This window comes from Methanoculleus sp. (assembly GCF_036677455.1).
In the GTDB taxonomy this organism is placed as follows: domain Archaea; phylum Halobacteriota; class Methanomicrobia; order Methanomicrobiales; family Methanoculleaceae; genus Methanoculleus.
On the sequence record NZ_JAVBWL010000003.1, the window covers coordinates 1 to 12,725 of the forward strand.

General features: G+C 65.1%; 15 protein-coding genes and 1 other RNA gene. 12 read left to right on the forward strand and 4 right to left on the reverse strand.

Going from position 1 to position 12,725, the window contains the following annotated elements; translation table 11 throughout:
* The first annotated feature begins 128 nt into the window (after positions 1-128).
* The 6 genes from V6K60_RS00480 to V6K60_RS00505 all read left to right on the forward strand — a co-directional run bounded on the left by V6K60_RS00480 (position 129) and on the right by V6K60_RS00505 (position 4,433).
* Positions 129-1,160, forward strand: a complete 1,032-nt coding sequence (locus V6K60_RS00480) for an AI-2E family transporter (protein ID WP_332448547.1) — start codon at positions 129-131, stop codon at positions 1,158-1,160.
* A 54-nt stretch (positions 1,161-1,214) separates the two neighbouring features.
* Complete coding sequence (locus V6K60_RS00485) at positions 1,215-1,730, forward strand: DUF1269 domain-containing protein (protein ID WP_332448548.1); 516 nt, start codon at positions 1,215-1,217, stop codon at positions 1,728-1,730.
* A gap of 113 nt (positions 1,731-1,843) precedes the next feature.
* A complete protein-coding gene (locus tag V6K60_RS00490; protein ID WP_332448549.1) occupies positions 1,844-2,404 on the forward strand; it encodes a hypothetical protein in 561 nt (186 codons plus the stop codon).
* Between the two features lie 48 nt (positions 2,405-2,452).
* Positions 2,453-3,067, forward strand: coding sequence for a hypothetical protein (locus tag V6K60_RS00495; RefSeq protein WP_332448550.1), 615 nt, complete (start codon positions 2,453-2,455; stop codon positions 3,065-3,067).
* A 42-nt stretch (positions 3,068-3,109) separates the two neighbouring features.
* The gene (locus tag V6K60_RS00500) at positions 3,110-3,508 is read left to right on the forward strand and encodes an STAS/SEC14 domain-containing protein (RefSeq protein ID WP_332448551.1); all 399 of its coding nucleotides are present in this window, start codon (positions 3,110-3,112) and stop codon (positions 3,506-3,508) included.
* Positions 3,509-3,566: 58 nt separating this feature from the next.
* Positions 3,567-4,433, forward strand: a complete 867-nt coding sequence (locus tag V6K60_RS00505) for a PHP domain-containing protein (RefSeq protein WP_332448552.1) — start codon at positions 3,567-3,569, stop codon at positions 4,431-4,433.
* Positions 4,434-4,439: 6 nt separating this feature from the next.
* Here V6K60_RS00505 and cls read toward each other — a convergent pair whose 3' ends face one another.
* Positions 4,440-5,873: a cardiolipin synthase gene (cls, locus tag V6K60_RS00510; RefSeq protein ID WP_332448553.1), complete on the reverse strand. Its 1,434-nt coding sequence runs from the start codon at positions 5,871-5,873 to the stop codon at positions 4,440-4,442.
* A gap of 187 nt (positions 5,874-6,060) precedes the next feature.
* On the opposite strand from cls, the gene V6K60_RS00515 reads away from it, so the two are divergent.
* The 5 genes from V6K60_RS00515 (at position 6,061) to V6K60_RS00535 (ending at position 9,918) form a co-directional block, all read left to right on the forward strand.
* A complete protein-coding gene (locus V6K60_RS00515) occupies positions 6,061-6,453 on the forward strand; it encodes an STAS/SEC14 domain-containing protein (protein ID WP_332448554.1) in 393 nt (130 codons plus the stop codon).
* A gap of 84 nt (positions 6,454-6,537) precedes the next feature.
* Positions 6,538-7,545: an AI-2E family transporter gene (locus tag V6K60_RS00520; protein ID WP_332448620.1), complete on the forward strand. Its 1,008-nt coding sequence runs from the start codon at positions 6,538-6,540 to the stop codon at positions 7,543-7,545.
* 59 nt (positions 7,546-7,604) lie between these two features.
* Positions 7,605-8,630 carry a hypothetical protein gene (locus V6K60_RS00525; RefSeq protein WP_332448555.1) on the forward strand — a complete coding sequence of 342 codons (1,026 nt, stop codon included), beginning with the start codon at positions 7,605-7,607 and terminating at the stop codon, positions 8,628-8,630.
* Positions 8,631-8,642: 12 nt separating this feature from the next.
* Positions 8,643-8,953, forward strand: an RNA gene (gene ffs / locus V6K60_RS00530) — signal recognition particle sRNA.
* Positions 8,954-8,964: 11 nt separating this feature from the next.
* The gene (locus V6K60_RS00535; RefSeq protein ID WP_332448556.1) at positions 8,965-9,918 is read left to right on the forward strand and encodes a malate dehydrogenase; all 954 of its coding nucleotides are present in this window, start codon (positions 8,965-8,967) and stop codon (positions 9,916-9,918) included.
* Positions 9,919-9,945: 27 nt separating this feature from the next.
* On the opposite strand, the gene V6K60_RS00540 is transcribed toward V6K60_RS00535, so the two are convergent.
* From V6K60_RS00540 to V6K60_RS00550, 3 genes are read right to left on the reverse strand one after another with little or no spacing between them, the layout of a single operon-like run.
* On the reverse strand, positions 9,946-10,200 hold the full coding sequence (locus tag V6K60_RS00540) for an elongation factor 1-beta (protein ID WP_332448557.1): 255 nt from the start codon (positions 10,198-10,200) through the stop codon (positions 9,946-9,948).
* A 2-nt stretch (positions 10,201-10,202) separates the two neighbouring features.
* Positions 10,203-10,373, reverse strand: coding sequence for a zinc finger domain-containing protein (locus V6K60_RS00545; protein WP_442919539.1), 171 nt, complete (start codon positions 10,371-10,373; stop codon positions 10,203-10,205).
* A 39-nt stretch (positions 10,374-10,412) separates the two neighbouring features.
* On the reverse strand, positions 10,413-11,015 hold the full coding sequence (locus V6K60_RS00550) for an amino acid kinase family protein (protein ID WP_332448558.1): 603 nt from the start codon (positions 11,013-11,015) through the stop codon (positions 10,413-10,415).
* Positions 11,016-11,056: 41 nt separating this feature from the next.
* Here V6K60_RS00550 and V6K60_RS00555 point away from each other — a divergent pair, with 41 nt between their 5' ends.
* Positions 11,057-12,724 carry a phospholipase D-like domain-containing protein gene (locus tag V6K60_RS00555; protein ID WP_332448559.1) on the forward strand — a complete coding sequence of 556 codons (1,668 nt, stop codon included), beginning with the start codon at positions 11,057-11,059 and terminating at the stop codon, positions 12,722-12,724.
* Position 12,725: the final 1 nt, after the last annotated feature.

Below are 12,725 nucleotides of genomic sequence, written 5' to 3' on the forward strand. Positions count from 1 at the left end.
TTCATCGCGACACCGGTCATCGGGGAGGCGCTCCGAGAGGCGGTCCGGGCGGCAGAGGCCTGGATACCGGAGAGGAGATAGACCCCGTCCGGAAAACTCTTTCTTTTGAGAAGACCCATACCATCTCTGTGAATATCGCCGAGCGCCTCTCCCCCCCCGCCTACATCGCGATAGTCGGGGCCGCGGTCGTCATCATCCTCGCCGGGCTTCAGGCGGCCACTGCCATCGTCAGCCCGCTCCTTGTCGCCGTCTTCTTCGCCATGATCACCGCGCCCATCATGACGTGGCTGACCCGCCGGGGAGTGCCCCCGGTCATCGCCGCCGGAGCCGTGGTCGTGGGGCTCATCGGGGTCCTCGCCGGGATGATCGCCTTCCTCGGTGTGGCCCTCACCGGGTTCGTCCGCTCGCTGCCGCAGTACCAGGCGCGCCTCGACGAACAGCTCGCCATCACCCAGTCCATCCTCGCCGAATACGGCATCACCCCCGGCACCATCCAGCTCGGGGACTACATCGATCAGGCGTTCATCGTCCAGCAGGTCGCCGGGATAGCCCGCGAGGTCGGGTCCATCGCCGTCGAAATCTTCGTCATCCTCGTCGGGATCGGGTTCCTCCTCCTCGAAGCGCCCCGGATCGCAGCCGTCGTCAGGCGGCACCTGGGGGCGGAGAGCCCTCCCTACCGGCACCTCATGGAGTCGGGTCGGCTCCTCATCGAGTACGTCGTCGTCAGGACGAAGGTGAACCTGGTCACCGGCACCGGGACCGCGCTCTTCCTCGCCGTCCTCGGGGTCGACTTCGCGCTGCTCTGGGGCTTTGTCGCCTTCGTCCTGAGTTTCGTCCCCTACATCGGCCTCGTCATGGCCGCGATCCCGCCCATCCTCCTTGCCCTCATCGAGTTCGGGCCGGCCGGGGCCGGGGCCGTCATCGTCGCCATCACCCTCATCGACGCCGCCGCAGAGAACCTCGTCCTCCCCCGGATGGCCGGGCGGGACCTCAACCTCTCGCCGTTCGTCGTCCTCTTCTCCGTCGTCTTCTGGGGGATCATCTTCGGGGTGGTCGGGGTCCTCCTCGCCATCCCTCTGACGATCGCGGTGAAACTCTTCCTCGAGAGCTGGGACGAGACCCGGTGGATCGGGGAACTGCTGGGTGCCAGGGAGGAGTAAGGTTATATACGCCGAGGAGATATCCCGGCGCATGTCACCTGGAGGAAGAGAGCCATGAGCGACCTGGTCGCCATCGCCTACGAAGGCGAGGATACCGCGTTCCGGGTCAGGGACCGGCTCGTGCAACTGACGAAGGAGCACGTCATCGAACTGGAGGACCTGGTGGTCGTCGTCCACCGTCAGGACGGCAAGACCGAGATCAAGCAGGCCACCGACCTGGTCGGGATGGGGGCGCTCTCCGGCGCTTTCTGGGGGCTCCTGATCGGCCTGATCTTCCTTGCACCGATCGTCGGGCTTGCCATCGGCGCGATCGCCGGGGCGCTTGCCGGACGCTTCACGGACTACGGCATCGACGACAAGTTCATCAAAGAGGTCGCGGAGAACGTCGGACCGGGCAACTCCGCGGTCTTCCTGCTCATCAAGAAGATAACGCCGGATAAGGTGGTCGACGCCATCAAGGAGTACGGTGGCCGCGTCATCCGGACGTCGCTCTCGGAGGCGGACGAGGCAAACCTCCGCGACGCCTTCGGGACCGGTGCACAAAGAGAGGTCCCGCCGCCTTCCGCGTGAGCGCCAGCACCCCACTCTTTTTCTAAGGATAGGGCCGGATATCCCGGGGCATACGTTCATCACGCCGCAATACGTATTCAGGATGGAGACGTAGCGGGTCGCCCGGAGTAAGTATGCGGGAAGTCAGGGTCACGAGAACTGAGCGGGACGGGGCGCTCGAGATCGGGTTCCGGTTCAAGTCGCTGGATCAACTCCTCGACCCGGACGACCCGTCCCCACTCCCCACGCGGGAGGTCACGGAGTTTGCCGAAGAGTACATCGCAAGTTACCTCGACGGGTGCAACCTCAAGAAGATCGCCGGCATCGCCGTCGGCCTCCCCCGGGAGTCGCTCACTCCCGGGGAGGCCGCGCTTCTCCCGGAGGCGATCCGGCGACACTTCTCGTTTCGTATCGCCGACCTCGACGATGACATGCGGGTCTCTCGCCGGGAGGGCAGGATCAGCCTCGCCCTCGCCATATCCAACGCAACGGTCGCGGTCCTCTTCGTCACGGTCTTTGCCGGGGACCTCGAAGACCCCCTCGTGATCCTGCTCACCGGCCTCGTTACCATCTTGAACTGGGTGACGGTCTGGGACACCTACGAGTACTTTGTCTACGATTACCGGCGCGAGGTGCGGAAACGCCGGATCTACCAGAAACTCGCGGGCATCGAGATCCGGGTCGAGGGATGGTGAGGCCGGAAAAACGCAAAACGTTTAGGAAACGCCGCCCAACGTCATAGGATGAAGAGACCAGCCGGCCGCTATCTTGCTTACCTCTTCCAGTTCCTCATCGCGGTAAATATCCTCATCGCGCTCTCGTTCGGCGAATACTCACAGGTCTTCACCGGCGTTATCGGGCTTTTCCTGACCCTGGTTCCCGCCATCGCCACCCACAAGTGGAGCATCACGCTCCCCTGGCAGGTCAATCTTCTCATCGCCTTCCTGCTCTACCTCCATGTCGCCGGCGAGATCCAGGGGTACTACCTGCTCTACTACCCCTACTACGACAAGATCGCCCACCTCATCGCCGGGATAACCGTCTCGATCCTCGCCTTCGTCATCGTCCTGCTCCTCGACCGGTTCAGCAGGCTGAACCTCTCCCGGTGGATGATCGTCGGGTTCATCATCATTGCCGCGATGGCAATGGAAGGGTTCTGGGAGATCTACGAGTGGCTCTTCGATACCTTCCTCGGGACCAACCTCCAGCACGGCCTCGACGACACTATGCTCGATATGATCTTCGTCCTCATCGGCTCGATCATCGTTGCGCTCGTAGGGAATCGCCGCCTTCAGGAGTTCTCAAAGGAGGAGATCACTGACGGGTTGGTGATCGCTGAAGAAGACCCGACCGGGTGACGGCCGGAACCTTTTTCCGGTGCGGCCCGGAGAGGGGGCGCCATGCTTGAGCAGATGGAGACGGGTGCCGAGAACGTCGTCGGGTTCCGGTTCGACGGCGAGATGACGGACGATGACTACACCGGGACGCTGATCCCGGCGCTTGAGGAGAAGACCCAGCCGGTTTTCGGGGTCCTCTTCGTGATCGTGGACTTCCACGGGTGGAAACCTCGTGGATACTGGGAGGCCCTCAAGCGGTGGCCGGGGATGGGAAAGGTCGACCGGATCGCGGTCGTCGGTGGCGAGAAGTGGGAGGAGTGGATGAACCACCTTCCGGGACTCTTTGTGGGGTTTGTCGGGATCGACGTCCGCTACTTCACCGAAGGCAGCCTGGACGACGCTCTCGACTGGCTGCGGGGACCGCTCGCCGTCGAGGGGACCGCACCACCGGGTCCGGGATAGCGGGGCGGGCAACCTTTTTTCATCCCGGGCGATCCAGAAGTGATCAGACATACAGCCCATGCACTATTATAAAGATATCATATTCGAAAGACCCCGGTCGGTAGAGATCCGACGTTGCGGGTTGCTCCCGGCGGACCTCCACTTTCATACCCGGCACTCCGACTCGGCCACCCGCGTGCGCGACGCACTGAAACTTGCCGCGCGGCAGGGGATCGGGCTTGCGATCACGGATCACAACCAGGTGAGCGGCGTAACCGAGGCCGCGGGGCAGAAGATCCGCGTCCCCCTCATCCCCGGCATCGAAGTCAGCGCGAACGACGGCCCGCACATCCTCCTCTACTTCTACTCGGTCTCCGACCTTCTCGACTTCTACCAGCGCCACATCGAGAAGAACCGGAGGGACGGGCCGTTCACCGCGATACGCCTTGACACCCCGGATATCCTCGACCGCCGGGAGGACTACTCCTGCATCGCCGTCGAGGCCCACCCCTGCGGCTACGCCTTCCTGAACCGGGGCGTCGAGCGTTGCGTCGCAGGCGCGTGTATCGGCGAAGAGGTCTTCTCCCGCCTCGACGCCCTCGAGGTGATCTGCGGCGGCATGGCCCGGTCCCACAACCTGAAGGCGGCCGGGCTCGCCGTCGCCCACGGCCTCGGCCGGACCGGGGGGACCGACGGCCACCTCCTCCACGAACTCGGCGGGGTCGTCACCTCCGCCGAGGCCGATACCGTCGACGAGTTCCTGGACGCCGTCCGGGCGAGGGAGACGGTCGTCATCGGCCTTGAAAGGCCACTCATCGAGAAGGCGGTGATGGGGACCGCGGTCCTCCCGCACCACCTCCCCTATGCCGTCCCCATCCTCCAGGCCCGCTGGGAGCAGAGCCTCCCCCGGATCCGGAGGTTCGTCGAAGGCCGGCTGAACTGGTGAGGGACCTCACCCGAGCGGCGAGAAGAGCCGGGAGACCGACTCCTTCACCCGGATCCGCAAAGGTCGCGCCCGATAGCCTGCGAGCGTGATCTCGGTGGAGACAGTGAGGTCCTCCTCGAACGTCCGCGCAAGCTCCGCCCCGACGGTCGCGTCGTAGAAGAAGGCGTTCGCCTCGAAGTTCAGCCGGAAACTCCGGATGTCCCAGTTTGCACTCCCGACCGACCCCGCCTTTCTGTCGACGACGATCGTCTTTGCGTGGAGGAACCCGGCGTCGTAGGTGTAGGCCCGCACCCCGGCATCGAGCACGTCGCCGATGAACGAGAGCGTCGCCCAGTAGACGAACGGGTGGTCGGGCTTGCAGGGGATCATGATCCTGACGTCGACCCCGGAGAGCGCCGCGATCCGCAGGGCGTCGGTGACGCTCTCGTCGGGAATGAAGTAGGGCGTCTGGATGTAGACCGACTCCCGGGCGGAGGTGATCAGCTTGATGTAGCCCTCCTTGATCGGGTTCCACCGGGTATCCGGGCCGCCGGAGACGATCTGGACCGGCGTCGTCCCGGGACCGACTCCGTCGGGGAAGTAGGGGGCCTCGAGAGAGAGATGCTCGTCGGTCGTGTAGTTCCAGTCGAGGAAGAACCGGAACTGGAGCTGCTTGACGGCATCTCCCGTGATCCGGACGGCAGTATCCCGCCAGGGGCCGAGCGGTCCATCCCCCAGGTAACTGTCCCCGATGTTGAACCCGCCGATGAACCCCACGACCCCGTCGATGACGGCGATCTTCCGGTGGTTGCGGTAGTTGACCCGGTAGAACGAGGGGAAGAAGACCCCGATCTTCCCGCCGGCATCCTCCAGTTCCGAGAACGCCGCCCGCGACCCGCCTCCGGACATAGCCCCTATCGCATCGAAGAGAAAGCGGACCTCGACACCCTCCCGCGCCTTCTCTGCGAGGGCGTGGACGACCGCCTGCCCGAGGTCATCGTTGTTGACGATGAAGTATTCCAGGTGGATGTGGTGGCGTGCCCCCCGGATCGCATCAAAGAGCGCCTCGAACTTCTCCTCTCCCCGGGTGTAGATATCGACCCGGTTCTTCTCGGTCAGGTAGGCCCGGTTGTTCTGGAGGAGGAGGAAGATCGTGTCGCGGAACTCCTCCGCCACCGGGGTGGCGAACCGGTGGAGGCGACCGGCGAGTGCACGGCGCTGCTCCTCGAAGAGGTCCTCGAGGTAGCAACGGTCCGCCCGTTCCTTGACGACGAACATCCGCTGCCGGGTGTAGTTCTGCCCGAAGAAGAGGTAGAGCACAAACCCGGCCAGGGGCAGGAAGAAGAGGACCATCAACCAGGCAGCCGTCGCCGTCGGGTTCCTCCGCTCGAAGAAGACGATGGTGACGCCGGAGATGATGTTGATGAGTATGATGATGGAGAAGACTACCGGGAGATCCATTCCGCCGCCTCCCCGCCGGAACCGGGCATACCTCTCTTCTCTCCACGGGAGTATATCCGTGTATCTGTACGGCTCCGGTCCGCCGCATTCGCGCCGGTCGGATACCCGGGTGCATGCTACCGGACATACGGTTCGCAGCACCCGGACGGCCGCAGCTTTTTTCTCTTCAGCGGCCTAAGGGGCACCCATGCTTGACCGGATGAAGGAGAGTTCAGGGCGTGTAATCGGGTTCCGGTTCGACGGGAAACTGAGCGAGAACGAGTTTGCCACCATCCTGGTCCCGGAACTCGAACGGGCCATGAACGATGACCAGGGTGTCCGGGTCCTCTTCAAGATCGAGGGCTTCCGGAGCTGGAGGCCGGGGGAGGGGTGGGACGCCTTCCGGAAGTGGCCGGGACTGGAGAAGGTCGACCGGATCGCGGTCGTCGGCGGGGAGCAGTGGCGGGAGTGGATGAACCGGCTGCCGGGGCTCTTCGTCGGCTTTACGGGGGTCGACGTCCGCTACTTCCCCGAGAGCCGTCTCCGGGACGCCTGGGGCTGGCTCCGCGAGGGGCTCGTGGTCCTGATGGTCCCGGAATGACCGCCCGGACCAGAAACACCTCCCGGGATCGTGAGAGATGGGCAACCTTCTAACAACGATCGTCTCTCTGCGAGAGGGGTGACCATGCCCGCCCCGTCCCGCCTCGCATCCCTCACCCGGGTCGTCATCATCGCTGCCGTCGTCGTCACCGGCATGCACCTCGGCGCCGCGATCGTGAATCCGGTGCTCGTCGGGCTCATCCTGGCGGTCATTATTACGCCAACCGTGCGTCGCCTAGAAGGGCGTGGGTTGCCCCGGGTGGCAGGAGTGCTGGCGATGGCCGGGGTGATCGCCGGGGTTGCCCTGCTGCTCGTCGCACTCCTGAGCCTCTCGCTCATCGAGCTCGACAGCGCGCTGCCTGCCTACCAGAACCTCTTACAGGCGCAAACCCAGGGGCTGCAGTCGTGGCTTGCAGACCGGGGAGTCCCGATATCGGCGCAGCCGCCCGAATCACCGAACGGCTCCGGGCTCATCCCGCCGCTCGGGGAGATCCTTGCCGGGCTCTCTACTCTGGTCATCGATTTCCTGGTCATCCTGGTAGTGACCGTTCTCATGCTTCTCGAGACGGACTCGTTCCGGGAAAGACTCGCAGAGAGCCTGGGGCCGGGCGCCATGGCGGAACTCAGCCGCTCCGCGAACAGTCTGGTTGCATACGCGTCCTTCCGCACCAAAAACGGGCTTGCAACCGGTATCGCTGTCGCGATTCTCCTGCTGCTCCTCGGCGTCGACGGACCGGTGCTCTGGGCGATCCTGATCGTCGTCCTCGGCTACATCCCCTACTTCGGGACGCCTATCGCATCGGTCCCCCCGATCGGGCTTGCCTGGCTCGAGGGCGGCCTATCGGGGGCACTTGCGGTTGCGGTCGGCATCTTCGTCATCGATCTCCTCGCCCGCCATCTCCTCCTGCCCTACCCTGCCGAGCAGGCGCTCCAGATCTCCCCGCCGGTGATCGTCCTCTCGGTCCTCGCCTGGACGCTGGTGCTCGGTGTCCCCGGGCTGTTTCTCGCAGCACCCCTGACACTGCTCATCAAGGCGGTGCTCTCGGGCTCTCTTGAGACACGGTGGCTGGCGATACTGATGGAACGGACCTGAGGCATACCGGGGTCGGGCGGCGAGCGCATATTTATGCATCGGCGGCGAACGCAGGTGTTATGCACTGTCCCGTCTGCGGAGACGACTGCGTCACGGACGCCCGGACCATCCTCGCGGAACTACCTGGCCGTTTCGCCCCCTGTCCCGACTGCATGGGGCTCGTCTACGACAAACAGAGCCCCCCGCCCGATATTGATACGGCGGAGCCCTGCCCCTCCTGCGGGAGACGGTTCATCGACGAGGTCTTCGCCGATATCTACCGGGTGATGGCCGGGGAGGGCGACCTTGCCGGGACCGAACCACTCGCCGCCGTCGGGACGCCGCTCATCCACCCCGGGACCGCGATGCGGCGGGCCCCCTACCTCCCGCGGCGGTCGCTCCTCCTCCTCTCCCGGTCGGTGGGGGAGCGGGCGGCCGCCCGGCTGGTCGGCGAGGTCCCGGAGGTCCGGGGGGTCGTCCGGACCGGGGTCGGGACACCCGGGATCACGGACACCGATGCGGCGCCGCAGGCCTACACCCTGCTTAGCGGCTGCGACGTCCGGGCCGACGTCTTCCCGACCAGGAGAGGGCCTATCGTCGTCTACAAGCAGCAATCGGTCCTGCACATCGAGTTTTCCCGGGGCCAGAACGAGAAGATCCTCTCCCTCGAGCAGGAGATCGGGCGGCACCGCCCCGGGACCTTCGTCGACGCCTGCTCCGGCGCAGGCACCCTCGCGCTTGCCGCCGTCCGGGCGGGCGTCCCCCGGGTGATCGCAAACGACGCCTGGTACGCGGCCGCCTTCTGGACCGCCTGCAACCTCCAGGTGAACCGGGAGATCCTCGGTATCGAGGAGGTGACGATGCACCGGTCCTACGACGACCTCCGGCGCCGACCGGTTGCGCGGGACCCGGTCCGGGTCGCCACCGCCGCCGGCCGAGGAGAGGTCGAGGTCTACCAGGGCGACCTCCGGGACCTCGCCACCGTCCTCCCGCCCGGAATCAACCTTTCGGCCCTCGACCTCTTCGAGAAGGCGGATCCCGGGAAGGTCGAGGCGGTCACCCGGGCGTGGCGGACCCGGGTGGGCGGAGCTATTTTTATCCCATAGACCCCAGTATATACGGGGACTAGCCTGGGTGGCTCGGCGTCACCTGTTACCCGAAACCGTCGTCACGCGGGAGGCGAAGTCCGGAGAAGGCCGCAACGGCTTGCAGAATCTGTTGCGTCCCGACGGAGAAGCCTCGTCCCATGAGGTCGGCGGAGAGGTATCAAAGCCCCGGAGGGGGCGGCGACCTTTTGCCGCGGGTACCGGTTCAGGCCCGGAAGGGAGCAGACTTACCGTGGACGTTCGGCGCCCATGGGGTTGCGGGGTGGAGGAGGGATGCAGCGGTGAATGCTTGTGCGTACGGTCGACCGAGGACGTGTCCCCAACGGCGATCTCCATGGCAAAAGTAACGATTCTTGGGGCTACAGGGAACGTCGGCATGTTTGCGGCCCACACCATATCCGAGATACCCTACGTCAGCGATATGCTGCTCGTCGGGAGACCCGGACGCGAAGATTTTCTCGCGGGCTGCTGCCGTGACCTATCCGATTCATTTGCTGCACGAGGCACCGATGTCCGACTCTCCTGCAGCACCACGCTCGTGGATATAGAAGGCTCGGACATCATCATCTGCACCGCAGGCATACCCCGCCGGCCGGGGCAGGACCGAAACGACCTCGCCTTCGAGAACGCGAAGATCATCGCCGAGACCGCCGAGATTGTCGGCCGGTCTGCGCCCGACGCCCTCCTCTTTCTCGTCACGAACCCCGTCGACGTCATGACCGCCGTCGCCCTGAAGTACTCGGGGTTCAAGCCGCGGCAGGTCTTCGGCCTCGGGACGCATCTCGACTCGATGCGCTTGAAATCCCTGATCGCCCGCTATTTCCGGGTCCACGTCAGCGAGGTGCATACCCGAATCATCGGCGAACACGGCGAGAGCATGGTTCCGCTCTGGTCGGCGACGACGATCGGCGGCATCCGGATCAGCAACCTGCCCACGTTCTCAGGGCTGCCCGTACAGGAGTTCATCGATACGGTGCGCACGAGCGGTGAAGCGATCATCAGGGATAAAGGCTCTACCGTCTACGGGCCGGGGGAAGCGATTGCAACCCTTGTCAGGACGATCCTCGGGAACGAAAACCGTATCCTCACCGTCTCAAGCCACATCGCAGGTGAAGTCCATGGGATCGGCGACGTCTGCATCGGCGTGCCTGCCCGGATCAATCGCGACGGCGTCTTCCCGGTTCCGCTCAGTCTCGAAGTGGACGAGGTCGCCGGGTTTGCGGAGTCAGTCAAAAAGATCCGCAAGGTCACCGCTGAAGTGATGGAACGGCTCGAAGAAGCCTGTTAAGCGGGGAAAACGGGTATAGGAATCCACTCACACGAGGGTGGATTCGATGATATCGGCGCTTGCGACGCCTTCAATGCCCCGGAGCGCTGCTTCGACCTCATCGGGAGCCCCGGCTTTGTCGGGGACGACGATGGCGGCTTTCAACGCAACGAGCCCGAAGCCGATCGGCTCCTCCCGGATATCGTCGACCGGGACGGCCGCCCTGACCGCCGCCTTGAGGGCTTCACGGTCGATCTCGGGGGATTCGGGCATGATCTTCACGATTATGGCTACGTTTCCCATGGTTATGGCCCCTGGAACCCGCACTTCGAACACGTATAGGCTATGCTCTGCTCCCTGCACCGGTAGCACCGGTTGATCCTCTGGCCGCAGACCGGGCACAAGAATCCGGTTGAGCCTTCTTCGGCCAGCGTGGCATTGCAGGAGGTACATCGCTCACTTGCTATCATCATCATTTCCTCGGAAGTCAACCTATCATATCTCCCCCGGAGCAGTTAAAATCTCGGATCGACGAGAGTCCCGATGACGGGCTCGTCACGGAGAGCCTGCCGGACACGGTCAGGATGCCTGCCGTTGACCACCCGCGCCGCGAGGCCGTGCTCGAAGACGAACCGGATGAACGCGGGATCGACCTCGTCGGGGGTGATACCCGGGTCCTCGACCCGGGCAAGGAGTCTCCGGCGGTGGTGGATCCCGTCGACCGACTTGAGGAGGAGGAGGTCGGCCGAGAGTTCGTGCGCGACCCAGGCGGCGATGGTGTCTGAGGTGATGCTCCAGGAGTGAGGGAGGGGGTCGGCCTCCCGGAGAGCACAGTAGGGGAGGAGGACTGTCACCTCCTCCGGAAGCGCGAGGACGGGTGTCGCCGGGACGCCGTGCGAGGCGATGTACCACCCGAACTGCTCCATGCCGGCGATCGCCATCCAGTGGCCGGCGGTATCCGAGACGGCGAGGCGCCGGACGAGGTCGGTGAACTTTCCGCCGCCGGGGACGATCAGCACCGGGCGCCCGACCTCGCGGAAGACCTCGATCAGGGAAGGGGCCCGGTCAAAGAGGCTTCCGCCCATCTTGACGACCAGGGGGGGTGCGATTGCGGTCATAATCGCTCTGGTATTAAACCGGGAGAGACATAACCCTGCGTATGCGCCGGATCGTCCTCGTTGTCCTGCTCCTCTGCCTCCTTGCCGGGACGGCCGGTGGAATCCAGATCGTCGAGTTCTGCCCGGACCCCTATCTTCCCGGCGATCTCGACGAGTACCTGGTGATCGAGGGAGAGGGCCTTCTCGACGGCTACGTCCTCTCTGACGGCGAAGGAGGGTTCCGGTTCCCGGCGGGGACCCGGATCGACGGGCGGCTGGTGGTCGCGAAGAGCGGCCGGGCCTTTGCGCAGGTCCATGGCTATCTCCCCGACTTCGAGATGGAGGAGCGGACACCGGAGGTTCCCGACGTTCTCCCGAACGGGAACTTCCAGATGGCGAACACGGCCGACGAACTCCTTCTCTACCACGGGACCACCCTCGTCCAGAAGGTCGCCTGGCCCGCCGACGTCCACCCCCGGCAGGGGCAGGTCCACTACCTCGAAGGGGAGGCCTGGGACCCGCGCCCGCTCTCCATCGGCCAGTCCCGTCTTGCGCCTGAGACGTTCGAGGACGTCGCGGTGACCGCGTTCGTCGCCCCGGACTGCTCGTATGAGGTCTTCGCGGCGGCCGTGGAGTGCGCACGGCGCGAGATCCTGGTGAACGTCTACGAGTTCACCGATGAAAAGATGGCCGGGGATCTCATCCGCGCCCGGGAACGGGGCGTGGCCGTGACCGTCCTCCTGGAGGGCGGGCCGGTGGGTGGTGTCTCCCCTGAAGGGCGCGCGGTCGCAGGCGCCCTCAACCGGAGCGGTATCCCGGTCCTTGCGATGACGACGACAGACATGGCCCACGCCAAGTACCGCTACGACCACGCGAAGTACCTCGTCGTCGACGGTGGACTGGTCCTCGTCGGGAGCGAGAACTTCAAGCCCGGCGGCTACCCGGCGCCGGGGCTGCAGGGCAACCGCGGGTGGGGGGTCGTTCTCGAGGACCGAAAGACCGCGGCCTACTTCCGGGAGGTCTTCCTCCTCGATGCGGCGGGCGGAGATATCGTCCCGCTCGAGGGGACGACGGCCGACCTCCGCACCCCCTGGGCACCCGACTACACGGTGGAGTTCCGCCCCATCCGTGTGGAGGGGGCGCGGGTGACCCCGGTCCTCTCCCCCGACACGAGCGCGCTCGTCCTCGAACTGATCGAGGGGGCAGAGGAGAGCATCGCGATCGAGCAGGCCTACATCACGAACGAGACCGCGCTGGAACTCAACCCCTACCTCGCGGCCGCGATCGAGGCCTCCCGGCGAGGGGTTGCCGTCCGGGTGCTCCTCGACTCCGCCTGGTTCAACATCGCTGACCGCGCGGACAACGACGAGATGGTCGAGGTCATCAACCGGGTCGCCGCGGCCGAAGGGCTGCCGCTCGAGGCCCGACTCGCGAGCCTTGAGGCGAACAACCTCGACAAGATTCACAACAAAGGGGTCGTCGTCGATGGCCGGACGGTTCTCGTCAGCAGCATCAACTGGAACGCCAACTCGCCGGCGTTCAACCGGGAAGCGGGCGTGATCATCGAGCATCCGGGGGTTGGGGCCTACTACACCCGGATCTTCGACGACGACTGGAACGCCGCTCTGGCGGGCACCGCGCCCGGTCCGGACTTGCTCAAGATCGCGGTAGCGGCGTGCATCATCGCCTGGCTCGTGGCGCTCTACCTCTATCGGCGGCGGCGCACCTGAG